This is a genomic window from Myroides odoratimimus (assembly GCF_038039805.1).
Classification (GTDB): domain Bacteria; phylum Bacteroidota; class Bacteroidia; order Flavobacteriales; family Flavobacteriaceae; genus Flavobacterium; species Flavobacterium odoratimimum_B.
The window spans coordinates 71259-91802 of the sequence record NZ_JBBPHK010000017.1; the positions used below are offsets into that span (position 1 = coordinate 71259).

Annotated in this window: 21 protein-coding genes and 1 riboswitch; of the genes, 12 read left to right on the forward strand and 9 right to left on the reverse strand. The window is 34.1% G+C overall.

The annotated features are described in order from the left end of the window. Positions 1-174: 174 nt before the first annotated feature. Both AABL85_RS12890 and AABL85_RS12895 read left to right on the forward strand, forming a co-directional pair. Positions 175-663: a sigma-70 family RNA polymerase sigma factor gene (locus tag AABL85_RS12890; protein ID WP_341310386.1), complete on the forward strand. Its 489-nt coding sequence runs from the start codon at positions 175-177 to the stop codon at positions 661-663. Next, positions 653-1261, forward strand: coding sequence for a hypothetical protein (locus tag AABL85_RS12895; RefSeq protein WP_341310387.1), 609 nt, complete (start codon positions 653-655; stop codon positions 1259-1261). The genes AABL85_RS12890 and AABL85_RS12895 overlap by 11 nt, the downstream gene beginning before the upstream one ends. Before the next feature lie 65 nt (positions 1262-1326). Here AABL85_RS12895 and AABL85_RS12900 read toward each other — a convergent pair whose 3' ends face one another. Then, a complete protein-coding gene (locus tag AABL85_RS12900; protein WP_006263740.1) occupies positions 1327-1824 on the reverse strand; it encodes a hypothetical protein in 498 nt (165 codons plus the stop codon). Between the two features lie 359 nt (positions 1825-2183). On the opposite strand from AABL85_RS12900, the gene AABL85_RS12905 reads away from it, so the two are divergent. Beyond that, the gene (locus AABL85_RS12905) at positions 2184-3146 is read left to right on the forward strand and encodes a nitronate monooxygenase family protein (protein ID WP_341310388.1); all 963 of its coding nucleotides are present in this window, start codon (positions 2184-2186) and stop codon (positions 3144-3146) included. A gap of 43 nt (positions 3147-3189) precedes the next feature. On the opposite strand, the gene AABL85_RS12910 is transcribed toward AABL85_RS12905, so the two are convergent. Both AABL85_RS12910 and AABL85_RS12915 read right to left on the reverse strand, forming a co-directional pair. Further along, positions 3190-3765 (reverse strand): hypothetical protein, encoded by a 576-nt coding sequence (locus AABL85_RS12910; RefSeq protein ID WP_341310389.1) that lies wholly within the window; start codon positions 3763-3765, stop codon positions 3190-3192. Positions 3766-4123: 358 nt separating this feature from the next. Continuing rightward, entirely contained in the window at positions 4124-6280 is a 2157-nt protein-coding gene (locus AABL85_RS12915) for a TonB-dependent receptor (RefSeq protein ID WP_341310390.1), read from the reverse strand. Positions 6281-6603: 323 nt separating this feature from the next. Then, positions 6604-6710: riboswitch (SAM-I-IV-variant riboswitch) on the forward strand. Positions 6711-6772: 62 nt separating this feature from the next. Here AABL85_RS12915 and AABL85_RS12920 point away from each other — a divergent pair. The 4 genes from AABL85_RS12920 (at position 6773) to AABL85_RS12935 (ending at position 10275) form a co-directional block, all read left to right on the forward strand. After that, positions 6773-8086 (forward strand): Na+/H+ antiporter NhaC family protein, encoded by a 1314-nt coding sequence (locus AABL85_RS12920; RefSeq protein ID WP_341310406.1) that lies wholly within the window; start codon positions 6773-6775, stop codon positions 8084-8086. A 57-nt stretch (positions 8087-8143) separates the two neighbouring features. Next, a complete protein-coding gene (gene fabG / locus AABL85_RS12925; RefSeq protein ID WP_006260004.1) occupies positions 8144-8890 on the forward strand; it encodes a 3-oxoacyl-[acyl-carrier-protein] reductase in 747 nt (248 codons plus the stop codon). Between the two features lie 115 nt (positions 8891-9005). Further along, positions 9006-9674 (forward strand): hypothetical protein, encoded by a 669-nt coding sequence (locus AABL85_RS12930; RefSeq protein ID WP_341310391.1) that lies wholly within the window; start codon positions 9006-9008, stop codon positions 9672-9674. 64 nt (positions 9675-9738) lie between these two features. Beyond that, on the forward strand, positions 9739-10275 hold the full coding sequence (locus AABL85_RS12935; protein ID WP_341310392.1) for a GRAM domain-containing protein: 537 nt from the start codon (positions 9739-9741) through the stop codon (positions 10273-10275). A 6-nt stretch (positions 10276-10281) separates the two neighbouring features. Here AABL85_RS12935 and AABL85_RS12940 read toward each other — a convergent pair whose 3' ends face one another. Continuing rightward, complete coding sequence (locus AABL85_RS12940; RefSeq protein WP_230486161.1) at positions 10282-10557, reverse strand: hypothetical protein; 276 nt, start codon at positions 10555-10557, stop codon at positions 10282-10284. A gap of 218 nt (positions 10558-10775) precedes the next feature. On the opposite strand from AABL85_RS12940, the gene AABL85_RS12945 reads away from it, so the two are divergent. From AABL85_RS12945 to AABL85_RS12955, 3 genes are read left to right on the forward strand one after another with little or no spacing between them, the layout of a single operon-like run. Continuing rightward, complete coding sequence (locus tag AABL85_RS12945) at positions 10776-11261, forward strand: 3'-5' exonuclease (protein ID WP_341310393.1); 486 nt, start codon at positions 10776-10778, stop codon at positions 11259-11261. A 12-nt stretch (positions 11262-11273) separates the two neighbouring features. Continuing rightward, the gene (locus AABL85_RS12950; protein ID WP_341310394.1) at positions 11274-12065 is read left to right on the forward strand and encodes a class I SAM-dependent methyltransferase; all 792 of its coding nucleotides are present in this window, start codon (positions 11274-11276) and stop codon (positions 12063-12065) included. 1 nt (position 12066) lies between these two features. Further along, a complete protein-coding gene (locus AABL85_RS12955) occupies positions 12067-12612 on the forward strand; it encodes a putative glycolipid-binding domain-containing protein (protein WP_341310395.1) in 546 nt (181 codons plus the stop codon). 54 nt (positions 12613-12666) lie between these two features. Here AABL85_RS12955 and AABL85_RS12960 read toward each other — a convergent pair whose 3' ends face one another. Further along, complete coding sequence (locus tag AABL85_RS12960; protein WP_341310396.1) at positions 12667-13539, reverse strand: DUF6048 family protein; 873 nt, start codon at positions 13537-13539, stop codon at positions 12667-12669. After that, positions 13493-14011, reverse strand: a complete 519-nt coding sequence (locus AABL85_RS12965) for a DUF6452 family protein (protein ID WP_341310397.1) — start codon at positions 14009-14011, stop codon at positions 13493-13495. Before AABL85_RS12965 ends, AABL85_RS12960 begins: the two co-directional genes overlap by 47 nt. A gap of 207 nt (positions 14012-14218) precedes the next feature. Here AABL85_RS12965 and AABL85_RS12970 point away from each other — a divergent pair, with 207 nt between their 5' ends. Then, complete coding sequence (locus AABL85_RS12970; RefSeq protein WP_341310398.1) at positions 14219-15751, forward strand: L-lactate permease; 1533 nt, start codon at positions 14219-14221, stop codon at positions 15749-15751. Between the two features lie 46 nt (positions 15752-15797). Here the strand turns inward: AABL85_RS12970 and AABL85_RS12975 are convergent, their stop codons facing one another. The 3 genes from AABL85_RS12975 to rlmD form a co-directional block, all read right to left on the reverse strand. Continuing rightward, the gene (locus AABL85_RS12975; RefSeq protein WP_341310399.1) at positions 15798-16646 is read right to left on the reverse strand and encodes a hypothetical protein; all 849 of its coding nucleotides are present in this window, start codon (positions 16644-16646) and stop codon (positions 15798-15800) included. Between the two features lie 288 nt (positions 16647-16934). Then, a complete protein-coding gene (locus tag AABL85_RS12980) occupies positions 16935-17264 on the reverse strand; it encodes a DUF2185 domain-containing protein (protein ID WP_341310400.1) in 330 nt (109 codons plus the stop codon). 65 nt (positions 17265-17329) lie between these two features. Further along, entirely contained in the window at positions 17330-18742 is a 1413-nt protein-coding gene (gene rlmD, locus AABL85_RS12985; protein ID WP_341310401.1) for a 23S rRNA (uracil(1939)-C(5))-methyltransferase RlmD, read from the reverse strand. A gap of 303 nt (positions 18743-19045) precedes the next feature. On the opposite strand from rlmD, the gene AABL85_RS12990 reads away from it, so the two are divergent. Continuing rightward, positions 19046-20167 (forward strand): aspartyl protease family protein, encoded by a 1122-nt coding sequence (locus AABL85_RS12990; RefSeq protein ID WP_341310402.1) that lies wholly within the window; start codon positions 19046-19048, stop codon positions 20165-20167. Positions 20168-20544 lie beyond the last annotated feature (377 nt).

A 20544-nucleotide genomic window follows, 5' to 3' on the forward strand; every position in this document is an offset into this window, starting at 1 on the left:
TAATTAATATCGTATTATAAATTTACACTTTTTTTGTTATCGTTGTATATCTGAACTAAATTTACACTAGGGAAGGTTTTTTGATAAAGAATCAATTATAGAAAGATTAATATTTCATTCTCTTGTAACATATCTCCATACTGTGTATCTAAATTACAAAGCCAATCAAAACACATGAGTAAGTATAAAGAATTATTTGAGTCGCTCTATGAACAATATTGGCAGCGAATTTATCGATTGGCATTAGGATATGTTAATGATGCGGATTGGGCTAAAGATATAGCACAAGAGACCTTTGTCAATGTGTGGAATCAGTTGCCCAAGTTTAGAGCTGATTCAGGCTATGGTACGTGGATATACCGGATCGCTGTAAATATCTGTTTAAGACAGATAGAACGAAGTAAAAAAGTCATGCCTGATGAAAACAAGATAAGGCAGAGTAAGAGTGTAGAGGAGGAGTACAAAGAAACCAATACTCAAAAACTCTATCAAGCTATTAGTGAATTAAGTGAGATGAATAGAATCATTATTTCCTTAACGCTGGAGGGGGTGGATCAAAAACAGATTGCTGATGTGACAGGACTTACACATGCTAATGTGCGTACTAGAGTACATCGTATTAAAGAAGAACTATATCAAAAACTCAATAACTATGGAAAGTAATCAAGTAAATTTAGAACAGCTTTGGGCTATTCCGAGAGTAGAACACAGCGATATTAAGGAAGTTTATCAGTCTATAGATACCTATCGTTTAAAGAAAGTAAAGATGAATTGGGCTCTAGCTATAATAGGTGTGTTTTCTATAGGATGGATTATCGGGATTAATGTACTATTAAAAGGAACAGTGTTCTATGGATCTATTTGGGTAGTATTAGGGAGTATAATTTGTGTTTTAGCAATGACAATGTTTATGACGAGTTATTATCGCTTAAATGGTTTAATACCAGGCTCTATATTAACACAGACTACAAGTGATTATATTGTATTGTTGACAAAAGAAAAGAAACAACAATTACAATTGTCTAAAGTATGGATGAATGTATATATTTTGCTTTTTATAGTTGGGATAGCTATATACTCTTATCCATTTATAGACATGGTAGATACTGCAATATCGGTAGGGTATTATATTGTATTAGCAGGATATTATGCTGTATTAGGGATTTGGGCCGGAGTGAATATGTATTGGAATAAAAAGATGAATTCAAAAAAGATAGTGAAGCTAGAGCAAATGATTAAAGCTCTCCAAGCTATTCAATAAAAAAAGTAAAGCCACCTCATGGGTGGCTTTGTATTTTAAATCGTTTTCAGGTGCAAAAAAAGTAATTAGAATTTGTAACGTACTGCAATACCGAAGTCTGCATAGATACCATCGCGGTAACTGTCATTTAAGTAGATCTCTGGACGTAAGTCTAAGGCTACTTGTATTGGAAACTCAGGGAAAGTGTATTCTACCCCTACAGTACCTGTGATTAGTCCGAATGCTCCACTATCAGAGTGTTTTCTTTTTCCTTCGTAGTAGCTAGAGTTCCATGTACCTACTGCAGCTCCTACACCAGCATACCAATCGAAGTTTCCTTCAATATTCCAAACCCATTGATAAATACCTGTAAGTTTTACAGCATCAAAGTCGTTGTTGTTTCTCCAACCAAGATCTAATTCTAAACGGTTGTTTTTAGATAAGTCTCTTTGGTAAGAGATCTCTGTACCTAAACCGTGGTTTCCTCCAAAACGCAAACCTAATGCGTTTTTTGGTCCTTTTTGTGCTTGAGCAGTAAAAGCTACCGCTACAACAAGAGCAGCTGAAAGCAATAATTTTTTCATTGTAATGTTTTGTTTTTTTGCATTTCAAAAGTAGTACAAAATGTGTGTGAATTCAAACTAAATAAGCAGGAGTGCCTTGTTATAGCATTAAATACGGCTACTCAGAAGGCTTAAATGTTTAATAAGAATAAGTTAGTTGTTTTTAAAAAAGAAATAAAAAAATGTAGACTTAACAGATTGTAGTGGAATTATGAGAGGATTAAGCCCTAATTTGTAAAATATTAAAAAAAATGTGATAAGTCTTACAATTGATATTATTCTACGGAGAGAGAGCAAAATTACTTTTCTACAATCAATTATTTGACTTATCTTACGTTAGTACTTTATAGTGTCTATTATCTAACTAAATATATTATTATATGACTATACAAGAATTTAAAAATAGCCTAACATTACCGATTGTAGTATCCCCGATGTTTATCGTTTCTGGAACAAGACTAGTAATCGAGTGTTGTAAAAATGGAATTGTAGGTACATTCCCTGCTTTGAATGGAAGAAGTTCAGAGGATTTTGAGAAGATGTTAGTTGAGGTAACAACAGAATTAGCAGCCTTTGAGAAAGAGACAGGTATTAAGCCTGCTCCATTTGGGGTGAACTTAATCGTGAATAAGACCAACCCACGTGTGATGCCTGATTTACAATTGTGTGTGAAGTATAAAGTACCTTTAGTGATTACTTCACTTGGAGCGGTGAAGGATCTTGTAGATGCAGTACATAGTTATGGAGGGTTAGTATTCCATGATATTGTGAAGAAAAGACATGCTGAGAAAGCAGCAGAAGCGGGTGTAGATGGATTAATCTGTGTAGCTGCAGGAGCTGGAGGTCATGCAGGTACTGCAAGTCCTTTTGCTTTATTAGCTGAGGTAAAAAGCTTTTTTAAAGGAGCAGTGCTGTTAGCAGGAAGTATAGATACAGGAAGTGATGTATTAGCAGCTCAAACTATGGGAGCAGACTTGGCTTATATGGGAACTCGTTTTATAGCAACTAATGAATGCTTAGCAGTAGACGAATATAAACAGATGATCGTGGATTCAGGTATTGATGACATTATGTATACAGATGGAGTATCTGGAGTGAATGCTAATTTCTTAAAGCCGAGTATAGAAAAGGCGGGTATTGATTTGTCTGAGAAGAAAGAGGAGGACTTTTCTAAACTAACAGGGGAACATGCAAAAGCATGGAAAGACATCTGGTCTGCGGGGCATGGAACGGCTGGTATTGATAAAGTACTTAGCGTTAAAGATCTTGTTAGTCAATTAAAGACAGAGTATAAAAATGCATTGAATAAGAATGCTGATATTCAGAGGAACTTGAAGTATTAATATAAGTAAAACATAAAACAGCACCTTCAAGGTGCTGTTTTTGTTATTGATTAATTATGTTTTTTATAGATGAGGTGATTTCTTTATCAGTAGGATAGTCAAACATTCCACTAGCTGTTTGGCTAATCGAAGAGCTCGGCTCATCACCATATAAAGTATCTCTCACAATCGTCTGTTGTGTTTCAAAATCAAAGTAGTGTAATACGTAGTTTCGCTGTATTGCTCTTTTAGTTTTGACATTGCTTTTACGAACATATTCTCCGTGTTCTATTTCAAAAGGTTCAAGAATAATGACTCCCTTGACTTGATCACCAGGATAATTATTATCAGTATTGAGTTGCTCATTCAGAACGCTATTGTATTCAATATTGTAGAGATTTTTATTACACATCAATACTAAATAGTTGTTTTGCCAATCAGGAGCTCCTTGTTCATAGGGATAATCATTTAAAGTTTTATCACTGTCTAAGGTGCTTTTAATTAAAGGTGAAAGCGTTTCGGACATATTATTGTCTTTCTGATACAAGTTTAGTCTATAATTTACCCATATTCCAAAAGTGATGACGGGAATTAGAACAATCAGTACAATAAAAACAAGCTTCTTTTTAGATGATTTCATAAGTAATTTTGATATAAAAGTAATGATAATTAATCGATATTTAGAATTTTAAGTATTTCTGTTGTTTCTGTTGGTATAGTTATTTACTAATAAAAGCTCCTTTTAGGAGCTTTTATTAGTAATATTTGATTTATTAGAAACCTTTTCCAAAGAAGGAAGTGATATCAAAGTATAAGCTTTTAATTTCATCTTCTTTAGTTTTAAAGATCAATTTATCGTAGTGTTTTTTGTTAGTATTGATTAATGATTGATCTAAGAATTCTCAATTAGGATAGTGGTACCATTATCCTTACAAGTTATAGGAAAAGAAATTATTAAAAGGTATAAAGTTTGAAATAATACTTTATATCTTTTAGATTTAATAGTTAAACGTCAGTGATAAAGTGTAGTATCTTCCATTACCTCTTGCATATTCTGCGTCTCTCGCTACAAGCATAGATGAACTAGTATAGTATGTCTTGTTAAATAAATTCTCTATACCAAGTGATAACTGTATATTCTTGTTATACTGATAATTTGTATGGAAATTAAACAAATCAATAGGAGAGACTTTACCTTCGCCTTCTTTATATGCTAAGACACCAGCCTTGTTGGGTTGAGGTTCAAAACGATTGCGTTTAGATGTATGCGTGTAGTATAGATTTATCCATAAGTTCTTAATAGGAGTAACGGTAGTAAATAGACTTAACTTAGGAGCAGCTATATTAAGACCGCTCATATACGTATCATAACTATTACTTCCATCAGATTTCATCTTTCCTTCATAGCTTGAATAACTACCACCTACAGTAACCCAGTCAATAGGTTTACCATCAAAGGCAAGCTCTATACCATTAATTCGCTGTGGACTTCGGACTACTTGCCAGAAACCACCTTCACCAGCCTGTAAATCACTTCCTAATTTGGCGATAGACCAGAAGTAGGCAGCTCTGAAGTTCCAATTGTTCGCTATTTTACTACTAAAACCTACCTCGTAGTTATTCGTCACCACTGGGTCAGTGGCTATCTTAGAAACTACATCACTCTTTGCATCTCTTAGGATACGGCCTAAGTCATAGATAGAAAGTCCTTGTGAAAAAGATACATAAGGATTAAATTCATTCACAATGTTATAAGACAAAGCAGCGTTAAAGGAAACTTTATTATAGTCTAAGTTCCCCCCTTTGATGGCTAACCACTCTTGGTCTTTCTTTAAAGGAATGGTTTTATAATCAGGTACTTTTACATTAATATCATCATATCTAACCCCTGCCTTTAAAGTTAAGTTGTTATAGAATACTGTACGAGTCTGTAAATAGGCAGCGCTATTATACGCTTTTAACTCAGGAACCCATAATCTTCCATCTACTAAAGGTTGACTTGTCTTGTCAAATAAGAAATCACCACCTACGATATAATTGGTTCTGATATTATCAGAGAAGTCTATTTTAGAAAGAATACTCACTCTGGCACCTAATTTCTCAGCTTTGATTGTTGCTTGACCTCCTGTTTCTTCCCAGCGAGGAGATTTCGGATTATGAGTTCTGTAATCAAATAAGGTATATATCTTTTGACCAAAAGCAGAAGCTTCTAAATCTGTGTTAGGCAATATCTCTTTACTTGTGAATTTCAGATAAGCATTGTGATTGTACTTTGTACCTTCATTTTCAGCAGCAGGGTCTTTTGTACCGATGACACCTATTTGAGGACTATCTAAATACTTACCACCTTTAGCAATTAAGTCTGTATCTTGTAGTGCGCTATAGAAGTTGTACATTGCCTCAATACGGTTGTTCTCATTAAGATCAAAACCTACTTTCGCTAATAAGTTCTGTGTTGTCACTTCTCCTAAACCGTAACGAGGCGAGATAAACTCTCCTTCACCATCAACAGAGCGCCCCGACTTAATGAGTCCTCCATTGATTAAGTAATCAAAACTTTTATACTTTCCACTAAACTGTTGATTAAGTTTATAACCATTCGTATTTTTACCTTTAGAGATAAAGGCATCTGTAAGGGCTACAGAAGTACTACCGCTAAAAATCTTGTTTTGGGTGCTTTTCTTTGTGATGAAGTTTACGATTCCACCAGCACCATCACTTCCATATAGAGAAGTCGCACCTTCTATCACCTCAATGCGTTCGATACCATAAGGGCTAATGGTACGTAAATCTCTATCAGTATTACGCAGAGGAGTACTCTGAGGTACACCATCTATTAGTACTAATATCTGACGACCTCTTAGGGTCTGACTTCTATTACTGGTCGTATTAGAGCTCAGTCCAATTGATGGAACTGCTAATCCTAGTATAATAGACATATCAGGGTTGAGTTGAGCATAGCTCTCTATTTCTTTTTGGGTGATAACGATCACTGAGCTTGACGTATTTTTTTTGATCTCAGGTAATCGTGTGGTTGATACTACTATTTCATCCAGTTCATTCTTTTGTTCTTTTGGCATCATATTGACTTCCTGTGCAATAGAGGAATAAGATACTGCTAATAGTAATAGCAATGGAGTTTTTACAATTTTCATATTTCTTTTTGATATTGTGTTCTGAGATAGTAAAGTTAATATATAGAGGTTTATTTAGAATGGGTATAAATAACTTTTACTGAATGTTTATTGTATAATAGGTTGAAATAATGTAGTTTGTATAAAAAAACAAGAAAAAATAGTAATCTTCTATTTTGAAATAAAATAGGTTAAAGATTTAGAAGTTTAAAGACTATAAAAAATCAAATAAATACAAACAGATAGAAACTACTGTTGAAATAAAAACGATAGGAAATAATCTATTAGCATATAAAAAAGAAGGTGTTTTTTGTATTTAGAATTAAAAAAAACTATCTTTGCTTTTCAATTATCAAGAATTCCTTAGAGAGAAACTCTGAAGGATAGCAACCTGCAACAACAAGCAAGGTGCTGCAATCGATAAGCCAGAAATGGAAAAAATGTTGTTTACTTCACAAGTAAGTTTTATTTCTACCACGTCTGGCAAGTAATTTGTAATCATTCAATTATTTAATTTACAGTATGTCAGAGAACAAGTTTTACACTTTTATTCCCTTTTTTATTTTTATAGGCATCTTTTTAGGAGCTGGAATCCTATTAGGAGATTTCTATAAAATACCGTCACCTATCGCTATATTCGTGGGTATTGTATCCGCATTTCTTATATTCTATAAAACACCGATGAATGATAAGGTGATTTCGCTTATTCAAGGATGTGGAGACAGTAAAATCATCACGATGTGTATTATTTATCTGTTAGCAGGAGCCTTTGCAGTCATCACTAAGGTAATAGGAGGAGTAGATACAATGGTTAATATCGGTCTTAGCCTTGTACCCATTGATTATCTCGCTATAGGTATATTTATAATTGCTTGTTTCTTATCTTTATCTATCGGTACCTCTGTAGGTACAGTGGTAGCCTTAGGGCCTATCGTAGTGGGGCTGGCAGAGAAGTCAGGTACATCTATGGGACTGTTATGTGGAGCTCTATTAGGGGGGGCGATGTTTGGTGATAATTTATCTATTATCTCAGATACTACCATTACAGCGACACAGACTATAGGTTGTGAAATGAAAGACAAGTTTAGAGCTAACTTTAAACTAGCCCTACCAGCAGCATTATTGACGATACTAATATTGTTTTTTTCTAAGAGTGCAAGTGCTGATGTAGCATTAGAATTAGGAGATACGAGTAACTTCTGGGTTGTATTACCTTATATTTTAATTATCGTATTAGCTTTAGTGGGGGTACAAGTATTTGTTGCCCTGTTTATCAGTATTCTAATGGCAGGTATTATTGGTCTGGTTCAGAGCAATTTTGATATCTTAGGGTTAGCTAATCTGACGTATGAAGGTTTCTTGTCAATGAATGAGATCTTCTTGTTGTCTATGTTGACAGGTGGGTTAGCGAGAATGGTAGAAGACCAAGGGGGTATTCAGTGGTTATTAACGAAGATGAAAAAGTTCATGAAGTCACCTAAGAGTGCTGAGTATGGTATAGCTGGATTAGTCTCTGCTATAGCAGTCTGTCTAGCCAATAATACAGTGTCTATATTAGTAGCAGGTAATTTAGCTAAAGACATTACGACAGAGTATAACTTAGACAAACCACGTGTAGCTTCTATCTTGGATATTTTTGCCTGTATTGTACAGGGGATTTTACCTTATGGAGCTCAGATATTAATCTTGTTGAGTTTCACTAATGGTAAGATAGACTACTTAGATCTTATGCAGTATTCATATTATTTCTTTGCTTTGTTAATTATTACCCTGATTTACATGGTTTTTGGAAGAAAAAACACACAAACGCAATTAAAAGAGGTTTAAGGAAATACAAAATGTTTATATTTGCCCTCGGTTCAAATACAAAAATTGGATTTACACATGAAATTATTAGAAGGTAAAATCGCTATCATTACTGGTGCTACAAGAGGTATCGGTAGAGGAGTAGCTTTAGCATATGCTCAGCAAGGAGCAAGTGTTGCATTCACATATAGTTCTTCTGCTCAAGCAGCTGTAGAATTAGAACAAGAATTAACAGCTTTAGGTGTTAAGGCAAAAGGATATCAATCAAATGCAGCTGAATATACAGCAGCAGAACAATTGGTAGAAGAGATTTTAAAAGAATTCGGAAACATTGATATTTTAGTTAATAACGCAGGTATTACTAAAGACAACTTATTAATGAGAATGTCTGAAGCTGATTTTGATGCAGTAATCGAAGTGAACTTGAAGTCTGTATTTAATATGACGAAAGCTGTACAACGTACAATGCTTAAAAACAGAAAAGGATCTATTATCAATATGAGTTCTGTAGTAGGAGTAAAAGGAAACGCTGGACAAGCGAACTATGCTGCTTCTAAAGCAGGAGTTATCGGATTCTCTAAATCTATTGCATTAGAGTTAGGTTCTCGTAATATCCGTTGTAACGTTGTTGCTCCTGGATTTATCGAAACAGAGATGACTGGTAAACTTCCTGAAGATGTAGTAAAAGGATGGAGAGATGCTATTCCATTAAAACGTGGAGGTACTCCAGAAGATATCGCAAATACTTGTGTATTCTTAGGTTCTGATATGTCTGCATATATCACTGGTCAAGTGATTAATGTAGATGGTGGAATGCTTACTTAAGAGTGAACACATAACCACATATAAAGGCTATCTGAGTAATCAGGTAGCCTTTTTTAGTTTCAACACTAATTATTTTTTGTCTTTTAGGGAATACTCAGTACTTTTAAATAAAAAAATGAAGAAGGTATTAGATAAAGGAGTAGCAGTAGGAAAACAAGGCCTTAAGTCATTTAGAATCGTGTTTATATGTTTGATTCGATGGATAGGCATGATGGCAGTAGGCGTATTTTTGTCTCTGTGGATATTCTTCTATTCGATGAGTAAAATCTATCAGTTGAGAAAAGGGAGTGAAGCACAAGGCTTTTGGGATAACTTCACAGCTTTTTTTAGTGATATAAACTATTCTGTGATTATCATTTTTCTTCTACAAGTCGTGATGATTATCGCCTATTTCTATGTAGCTAATAAATATGCTATTCAGAAGGCAATCTCTTTATTATGGGAGAAGCAAGGAAGTGTATTTATTACCAATTACGTGGCTCAGTTGATGGAATATCTACATCAGAAAAAGCCTACACTGTTTGGAAGCCAACCTGATAAAGAAGCAATACAGAGAGAGCTAATAGCACTTAATGAAGATAATCATGTAGCGGGTATGGTACAACGAAAAACGACAAACTACGTCCTTTCAAATGCTAAATTAGGTAATGGGCCTTCTACCTTGTTACAACAATTGACAACACTTCGTTTTAACCCTTTAGCGTTACTTCCTGGTCTATGGATGTTTTATGCCTTAGTAGGGATACAAATTTTGTTTATATTGTATATTTACTATAGATATTAGTTGAGGTATTAATGTTAAAGCTTTAATATATTCATTACCTTTAGTATTCGAAAAAAAGTAAGTTATGAAAATAGGAAGTGATACAATAGGTATAAGTAATAGTGATAAGATAACAATACTAGCTTTCTTCTTTACAGTATATGTGTTGATAATGCTTCTTTTTGATTGGTTATTCGATGGAGCTATTAAAAGTTGGGAGAATTATCTTTTAAAAGGGTTGGTGTATAGTATTGTACTTTCTGTATTGATGTATTACGCTATTAAGACCTTGACAAAGAGAGTAGAGCTAAAGCTACAGATACCATTAGCAGAAGGAGAAGAGCTAGAAGTATACGGAGTAGCTAATATGTTCTTAGGGAAAGAGGCCTTAGGAGGTAAGTTAGGTTTGACAGAAGATACCTTAGTGTTTCACTCTCATAAGTTTAATATACAGAAGAGTACGGTGCGTATTCCTTTTGAAGATATTAAGACGATTAAGCCTTGTAGAGTGATGTGGTTGCTTAATAATGGAATAGAAGTACAGACTGCCACAGACCGATGTGTATTTGTGGTCAATGATAGAAAAACGTGGTTAGAAGTTATTCAGAAAAAGATAAAGTAATTCAAGTTATTCTTTAAGTAAATGTGCTGTTGCTGCATGTGTAAGCTTTTCAAAATCAGCAAAACAGCAAGAGAAGTCTACTTGGTTGCCATGATGATCTCTTAGTTTAAGAGAGGTATATAGCCCTAAGTCAAAATAATTAATCTCTTTTATAGATGCACTATGTGTGGAAATAAATTGATTAATAAATGCTTGATTCTGAGTCTTTTTGTAAATAGAAAAAATACTTAGACCAATGATACTAAATATAATTGTATAGGTAATAAGGTGCTTATTCATCATAGTAAATGGTTTAATAATAGTAAGATACGATAAATATTTTGATAAAGAACGACTATATACACTATAGTCGTTTTTTTATGTCTATATGTGGATTATAATTTAATAGATCAAACCTAAAAAGTTAGCTAAAAAACTTAGCAAAGTGATGTTTTTTGCAAGTATATTAATGGTTTATCATCAAAATATGCTACCTTAGCTATTATGATTACAATACTTCGATGAATAAATTTACAGCTATAGATTTCGAAACTGCTCAACCACAGCGCAATAGTATTTGCCAAGTAGGTTTAGTTGTATTTGAGAACGGACTAATAGTAGATTCCTTAAACATTCTTGTACAACCTCCTCAGAATGTTTATTGGAGTAAATTTATTGACGTACACGGTATCACACCAGAAGATACACAGTATGCGCCCACATTCGAAGAAGTTTGGCATAAGATATTACCCTTTATACAATTCCAAGATGTAGTTGCGCATAATGGCTTTGGCTTTGACTTTCCAGTCTTAGAGAAGACATTAGAGTATTATAACTTAGCTGTGCCTGAGTACGAGAAGCATTGTACTTATCGATTGTATAAAAAAGGGTTAGCTTCTTTGGCTGAGAAGTATAATCTTGCATTGAATCACCACGATGCTCTTAGTGATGCTAAAGTATGCGGAATATTGTTTGATCAATATTTAAAGCAAGGAGGTCTAATTTAATAATAGCAAATTATGACGAAGAGTAAAGAGTATTTAGAACACAATAAGAAGTCTTGGGATAAACAGGCTTTAGCTAATCAGCAATGGTCTATGCCTGTAAGTGCAGAGACAGTAGCAAAAGCTAAAGAGGGAGAGTGGAAACTATATGTATTACCTACTCCAATAGATAAACAATGGTTAGGAGAGGTAAAAGGGAAGCGTGTATTATGTCTAGCATCAGCTGGAGGACAGCAAGCACCTATTTTAGCGGCTATAGGAGGTAAAGTGACTGTGTTAGACCTATCTACTGAGCAACTTAATAAAGATAAGCAAGTGGCGCTGAGAGACGGTCTTGACCTTACTACTGTAGAAGGGGATATGACAAACCTAGAGATGTTCGCAGACAATAGTTTTGATATTATTGTTCATCCTATTTCTAATCATTATGTAAGTGATGTGACGAAGATTTGGAGAGAGTGTTATCGCGTGTTGGACAATGGAGGACGACTAATCAGTAGCTTTTATAATCCAGTTATATTTATACACGATAGAGATCCTAAGTACGCAACAGAAGGAATTGTGAAGCCGATGTATAAGATTCCTTATGCGGACTTGACAGATATGACTCCAGTTCAGATAGAAGGAAAAAGAAATAAAGAGGAGGCTTTCGTCTTCGGACATAGCCTTCAAGATTTAATAGGAGGACAGCTACAGGCGGGTTTTTTAATTAAAGAATATGAAGAGGCATTTCAGCCACATCCTCGCTTTGTAGTAGATCATTATTTACCAACTTTTATAGGTACAGTAGCAATTAAACTTCAATAGTATGGAGAAAAATATAGTCTGGACAGGTGTCGATAATTTATCGATTGAAAAATGTGTCCTGATTGATAAAGGGGAAACGATTCACAGTAAAGGTGAATTAGTAGGAAACAAAAATAATCAGGTATATGGTGCCGAATATCAAGTAGTAGTAGATCAGAGATGGGAGACTAGATTCTTTGATATCACTTGTAAGGTAGGGCATAAGCACTATACTATACATGGGTATAAGTTAAATAATCAGTGGATTATAGATGAACAAGAGCATCCAGAGCTACACGATTGTTTAGATATAGATATTTCTGTGACACCTTTTACTAATGCATTGCCTATTAATAGACTTAACTTAGCGATAGGAGAGTCTAAGGAGATTGCAGTGCTGTATATCAATCCTATAGAGGAGCGTTTTACTAGAGTAGTGCAGCGTTACGAAAGATTGTCTGAGACCACATACCATTATAAAAACTTGTGGAGTGATTTTGAATCTACCATTGAAGTAGATGTGGACGGCTTAGTGACTAATTATCCGAAATTATTTAACAGACTATAAAAAATAAAGCCCCGACGAAGATCGGGGCTTTATTATATACCTTTTAAAAGAAGCTTATTTCTTCTTCTTTTTATTATTTTCAATCATTTTTAAGTCTTCAGCTTGTTCTATTGCATTCCCCTCTAAGTCAAACTTAGCTTCTTCTTCAGTAGGGATCACAAACTTATCCTTTTTAGATTTATACAGTGGAAATAAGTAAGAGATGGTATAATTAAATCCTACACCGATACTACCACTGTGTTTTTTGTTATATCCTGGAATATATAGGTTTTCAAAATCGTCAGGTTGTGTCTGTGATACAAGTCCGTTTAGTCTCATGGTGAATCCCATAAAAACGTTACTAAATACACGGGTCTTAATACCTGCTACAAACTCTACCCAATGAGCGCTTAGGCCACTCTGTTTTCGATCTACTTCTATTCTTTCTTTAGGAAAATAAGGATCTGTAGTATAAGATTGGTACCAATTAAGAGTTTGAGAAAATGTCGCAAAACCATATCTAAAACCGACATAGATCATATCTTCTCTATCTAGCCAGTTTTCGTATAGGTTATAATTACCTCCTATACGAATGTAGTTACCATTGGTTGTAAAGCCATAACTACTTTCGTTTCTATCCATTTTATCATGACCTATTTCTGCTGCTGCATACCAATTTTTGGTAAGGCGATAATCCCCAACTACTTCAAAACCTTGATATGTATTGTCATAGAATGAACGTGTGATTCTAAACAAATCAACACCTACTCGTAGTCCGTATCTCTGTGGATAGTAATGAGGTGATTCTTCCACAACATCAGTAAGCGGAGCGGGTTTCTTTATTTCTTTAGAATCATTCTCTTGTGCAAATGAAGAGAAAGCTAATAGTAGTAAACCACAATTAATAATAAATCTTGAAGTGTGCTTGTTCGCTATCTTGAATTTCATTTGTTTCTGTTGTATAATGTTTAATCCAGTTACCACTCGTTTGTTGAGATTCTCCATTTAGCATAGGAGAAGTACCATCTTGATTTAAGGAGAATGTAGATACATATCCACAAGCTTTATTCAGATACTTCGTATTGATCTTATATTTAAATGTCAATGTATCATAAAGGGTGTCCGTCTGATTCTGAGTTCGTCTTATTGATTTTAGGATCCATTCAGACTCCTGATTATCTAGTCGAAGTGGAATCAATAATTTGTTTGCTTTACTTTTAATAACATCTTTTTCTCTACCTGCTACAAAAGCTTCAACTAAGTCATTCTTAGCGATTCCTTGATCCTCAAAATTGTAGAATTCAATTAGAAAGTTAGGTGTAGTAGGCTCGTCTGCACCACAGATATCGTCTTTCTCGCAAGCGCTGAAAACAAAACTCCCTAAGCTTAGAAATACTGCTGCCAATATTAGTTTTTTCATATAGATTTTTTATCTCTGTATATAAGTTGTCAAAAATACTAAAACTAATTCAGAACTCTTTAAAAAAGTTATCTACTAGAAGAGTATAATATAGAATATTTACTTTTATAAGATAGTTGAATAAAAGAAGAATTATATCCAAAATAAGTATGATAAAAAGAATATACCTCTTATCTTTAGGAAAGAAATTAAAGAAAAAAGAATAAAATGTTAGAATCAATTTCTATTTTGCAGATTCTATTAGCTGCAACACCAGTAGTGTTATTAATTGTCTTATTGGGTTTTCTAAAGATAGCAGGAGAAAAAAGTGCTTTAATCACTCTTGTAATTACAATAATGATTGCTTATTTAGGGTTTTCTTTAAGTGCAGAAGATGTGGGTTTATCTCTAGTTTTTGGTATACTTAAGGCTGTATTTCCTATTTTGATAATCATTCTTATGGCTATCTATAGTTATAATGTACAAGTGGAATCTCAAAAAATAGAAATTATCAAACAGCAATTCTCTGCTATTTCTAAGGATAAGCCAGTACAAGTATTACTTCTTACGTGGGGATTCGGAGGATTATTAGAAGGGATGGCTGGTTTTGGAACAGCAGTAGCCATACCGGCAGCTATTTTGATAAGCTTAGGTTTTAAACCTATGTTTTCGGCTGTAGTGAGTTTGATTGCTAATAGTGTTCCTACTGCTTTTGGAGCTGTGGGTATCCCTGTGATTGTTTTAGCAAGAGAAGTAGATATGGCCGAGCAGATTACCACTATTAGTGCTTATACAGTATGGCAACTAGCGCTGCTGATGTACTTAGTTCCATTTCTAATAGTCATGCTAACGGATCGATCTGTAAAAGCACTACCTAAGAATATTGTGTTGAGTTTATTAGTCGGAAGTGTGACCTTGGCTGTTCAGTATTATGCAGCAGTATATATTGGAGCAGAGACACCTGCTATACTAGGCAGTATAGCATCTATAACGACTATTATTTTATTTGGAAAGCTAACTTCGCGAAAACAAGATAAACAAGAACAACTGAAATTTAGTGTTCAGCAAATCTTTCAAGCCTGGAGTGTATATGGATTGATACTATTGCTGGTGTTATTAACGAGTCCTTTATTTCCTTTTGCTTCTATGATGAAGTCTAATTGGACAATATTCCAAACGAACTTTACTTTCTCTATAGCAGGAGATATTCGTACAGTAGGAATATATTGGTTGACAGATACAGGTGTGTTAATTTTTATAAGTTCATTAATAGGAGGACTGATTCAGGGAATATCACTAGGAGGTCTGTTTGCTTTACTAAGCAAAACAGCGGTACAATTAAAAAAGACTGTTATTACTGTATGTTGTTTAATTGCTTTATCCACGTTAATGGATTTCTCTGGTATGATTACCGTTTTAGGATTGGCTTTAGCTACAGCGACAGGAGCATTCTATCCTTTCTTTGCTCCAGCGATAGGAGCATTAGGTACCTTTCTTACAGGTAGTGATACTTCATCTAACATTCTGTTTGGTAAGTTGCAGGCTACAGTAGCTGATAAGGTTGGGGCTGATAAAGGTTGGTTAGCAGCGGCTAATACAACGGGTGCAACAGGAGGAAAGATTATTTCTCCACAAAGTATTGCTGTTGCTACGACAGCTTGTGGAGAACAAGGCAAAGAAGGGATTATCCTTAAAAAAGCAGTTGGTTTTGCCTTGTTGTATATCCTTATTGCAGGAGTAATCGTGTATTTAGGAAGTTAAAAGATAAAGACAAAAAAAGAGAAGCAAAGCTTCTCTTTTTTTTGTCTTATTGCTCTATAAATTCTAAATCTCCTGAATAGTCTATACCCATATCATTGAGGTTGAATTCAAAGTAACTGTTAGGTAATACTTGTGAAGTTGAATTTTCTTTAGGAGTGTCTATTCTGTAAAACCTTAATAAATCAGATTCTCTAACCTGGTCAAAATTTGTTATACGAAAACTTGGGCTACTATATGAAATAACTTCTGTAAGGATAACTTGACTAAGTACTGTTGGATAAGCACGTTGCCCATAACTTGTAATCACTCCATTATTATGTTTAACGGATTTATTAGCAACTAAGAACGTTATCTCAATACTATTATCTATAAAATATTGACCCATGTTATTTACATGTAAGGTATATTCATTGTAATATGTATTATTAATTCTTACTAATTTGTCAGTTGTAATAGTATTGTCATTTACATCATTACCATTAACTCTATTAATTTTTAATGTTGCATTATCTGCTTGATAAGAAATGTTCTTTACAGTGATTTCTTTTTTAGTAGATTCAGTTACAGTCACAGTGACTATTTCACTTTCTTGATATAAAAAACCTGAATTATTACCCTTTGCTTGAAACTGATATGTTCCTGCTACAGTTGGTACAAATGTATTGCGAACTAGTGTTTCTTTATTTGTAAGGTTAAATATGTTTGCATCTGTAATACCATACCTATCTCTATTATCTTTTAGTGAAAAATGAATAGGTTTGTTTACAAATCCTTCTGTTTCTTGCGCTTCTAGGTGTAGTGTTAGAACATTTCCAGGTTGATGCTTATTATCATCACTATTACAAGAAATTAAGGTTAGCATAGGTAATAAAAGTAGGGTTAGAATTTTTTTCATCTTTTGATTGTTTTTATATTGAAGTAAAAGTAACTTATAATTAATATAAAATTAAGACAAATTCTGACGATGTTAACTTTTGGCCTTGCTGTTTTTTAATTTAGTGAGTATTTGTTTAGTGTTTAAGGTGTAGTAAGTATTGTATATTAGTAATCTTGTAAGATTAATACGATCTAATTAATTTATCTTTATTCTTAATATTGACTAATATTGAATTAAGATATAATCTTTGATTAAAATATAAAAAGCTCTTCAAAAGAGAGCTTCATATATCATTTGTCGAATTAATTAATCTAACACTTCGAACTCATCTGTTCCTTCTATGCGCCCCAGTTCACTTCCTACAGGAGCGTTTAGATAAGGGATAATAGCCTTGTCATTATGAGCTACAGCATTGACACTATAGATATCTGTATTGTCAGGATTATCTAAGTATTCTTCATCTTCTGTATTGCTTAAGAATCTCCATCCACTATCTGTATCAGAGTTTGGTTCTTCTCTGTACATATAATCTACTTTCTCTCCTTCGATCATAATTTTAGCAGACACTAGACAGAAGCCGATATCTCCTACAAGATTTTTTAAAGCTTCAGCAGGAATAGTATTATCTTGGTTCATTGTTATCGTTTTATAAGATAAAAGGCAACCAAGATGATTGCCTTTTGTTGTTAGTTTATTATTTGTTATCTCAGTTCTAATAGAACTACGTTTTCTACGTGATGCGTCTGAGGGAACATGTCCACTGGACGTACTTTGATCACTTTGTATTTGTGATCCATAAGAGCTAAGTCACGTGCTTGTGTAGCAGAGTTGCAGCTTACATACACGATGCGTTTTGCACCTACTTTTAATAGCATTTCTACCACATCTTTATGCATTCCATCACGAGGAGGGTCAGTAATGATAACGTCTGGATGTCCATGTGTAGCTATGAACTCATCGTTAAATACATTCTTCATGTCTCCTACGAAGAAGTCACAGTTCGTAATATTATTGCGTTCAGCATTAAGTTTAGCATCTTCTATTGCCTCTGGTACAGCTTCAACACCAACTACTTTACCTGCCTTTTTAGAAACGAACTGAGCGATAGTACCTGTACCTGTGTATAAGTCATATACTAATTCGTTACCTGTAAGACCTGCATAGTCTCTTGTGATTTTGTATAGTTCATATGCTTGCTCAGAATTAGTTTGGTAGAACGACTTAGCATTAATGCTAAATTTAAGTCCTTCCATTTCTTCTAAGATATAATCACGTCCTTTATAAAGCACTACATCTTGATCATAGATAGTATCATTAGCCTTACCATTGACTACATACTGCAATGATGTAATCATAGGGAAACGCTCTGCTAAGAAGTCTAATAATAATTCTCTTTCTTCTTTGTTGTCATAGAAGAATTGGATCATTACCATAACTTCACCTGTAGAGGCTGTTCTGATCATCAATGTGCGCAATAGGCCTTCTTGTTCACGAGGATTGAAAAAAGATAGGTTATTCTCATTGGCAAACCTTCTAATTTCATTTCTGATTTCATTAGATGGATCTTGTTGTAAGTGACATTTTTTGATGTCCAGGATCTTGTCCCACATTTTAGGGATGTGGAATCCTAATGCATTTTCTTTACCCATTTCTTCTCCACTTGCTACCTCTTCTGGTGTTAACCAACGAGCATTAGAGAAAGAGAACTCCATCTTGTTTCTGTAAAATAATGTTTCTTCAGATCCTAAGATTGGTTCGAATTCAGGTAATTCTATTTTACCTATACGCTTCAAGTTATTAAAAACCTCTTGGTTCTTATAGAATAACTGTTGTGCATAGTTCATATTTTGCCATTTACATCCACCACAAGCTCCGAAGTGTTCACATACTGGCTCTATTCTATGTTCAGAAAATTTGTGGAATTTCACAGCTTTCCCTTCATAATACGCTTTGCGTTTTTTGAAAGTCTGCACATCTACCACATCTCCCGGAACTACGTTAGGAATAAAGATAACTTTCCCATCTGGAGCTTTAGCTACCGAAACGCCTTTTGCACCTGCATCAAGGACTTCTACGTTTTCGAATACGATTCTTTCTGTTCTTTTTCTACTCATGCCGCAAAAATAAGTTTAATTTCATTTGATAGGTATAGTGGATGCTTATTCATAATGAGTTTATATAAGCTGTTTTTTGGCTGTAAGTGGTTTAATAGTAGTTAGTTAAAAGTGGTGGTCTAATTGTGATACTATAGAAGTCAATATCAGTGAGTGTCTTGTGATTTTAATACATAGTAAACTTTTTTGTTTTATAGTTATCTCTGTTTAATTCTGTTTGTTAAAAAACATGAATATTAGTCATAATTATCGAAAAGCGATTGATAAATTATCTAACTTAGGATATTAATCAATTTATATTATATGAAAGCTTTAAAACTGATTTTCTTCTTCTTTTTTGTGTCTATAGTGGGGTATGCACAGACTATTCGTTTGCCTTATGACGATGAGTCTGGTTGGATGCTCGTAGACTTACAGGTTAATAATAAGCCGATGAAGTTCTTATTTGACACAGGGTGGGATGGATTGTCTATTAGAAGTAGTTTGCTTTCAGAATTTTATCATGGAGAACATATAGCTGCAGTAGATGCTAATAATGTTGTACAAGCAGTTCAGACTATATATGTAGATAGTCTAAAGGTAGGAAATCATACTTTTCGACATTTGCCATTTACAGACTTTGAGAGCTTTCCGATGATTAATGATCCTATTTTTAGTTGTTATAAAATAGATGGTATTCTTGGGAATGTTATTTATAAGGATAAGATATTAGAAATAGATCCTATTAAGAAGGAAATTGTCTTACACGATCTGTCACCAGAGTTAGTGAATACTATATTGACTAATAATTTTACCCCTGTTGATACCTATCCTACGGAGCAAAAAAGTAGAATCATGGTTCCAGTAGAGGTGGGAGGGAGTGTGAAAAGATTGTTCTTATTAGATACGGGAGATAATGGTTATCTAACAATGACGGCAGATAGAGGAATGATTGCTTACTTGAGAACGCTAAAGTTTAATTCGTACATAAGTGTAGGGAGTATAGGAGCCTTCGGTATGAATGAAATGGTGAATCGCACAGTGATCACGCAAGAAGCTAAGATCAAAATGGGGAAAATAATGTTACATAATGAAGAGGTGACATTTAATATGAATGACAATACCTATCAGATGGGAGTGGAGTTTATAAAGCAGTTCCACTTATATTACTTGCCTTCTTTAAATCTAGTTTATTTTAAAAAGGTTAAGGAAAGTAATGTAGTTTCTAATTTAGAGAAGATAGGGTATGGTATTGCGTATATAGATGGACAATATATGGTGGCAGCTATTCATGAGCGAGAGAAAACAGTGCGCTTAGGAGATATAGTACTTTCTATAGATGGTATTCCTATGGAGAAGTTATGTCATTATAGAAAGTATCTTCAACAGCACAAGGGACAACCTAAGTTAGAAGTAGTAAGAGAAGGAAAGAAGATTACTTTGTAGAGAATTAAAGTGTATAAAAAAGCGATATTAGGGATATGATCTATTATCTTTTTTTTTGTGGCTATAGGTTAGTGAGTATTTAAAGAGAAGTAGGGATCTTTTGTTTAACTAAAGCGTGTACAAGCGAGATGCTAGCGGAGTGCTAGGGGTATCCTAGAGCATTTCTTCGACAAAACACCTTTCTAGGCTAGTAAACTCCAAGGAAAGTGCAAGCAATCTGCAAGAATCAGCAAGGTATAGAGAAAAGGAATAGATAAGACAGAGAATAAATATAAAAGGTATAGAAACAAAAAAAGCGATCTATTGATCGCTTTTTTAACTAGTGGGGAGAGCAGGATTCGAACCTGCGAAGGTTTCCCAACGGATTTACAGTCCGT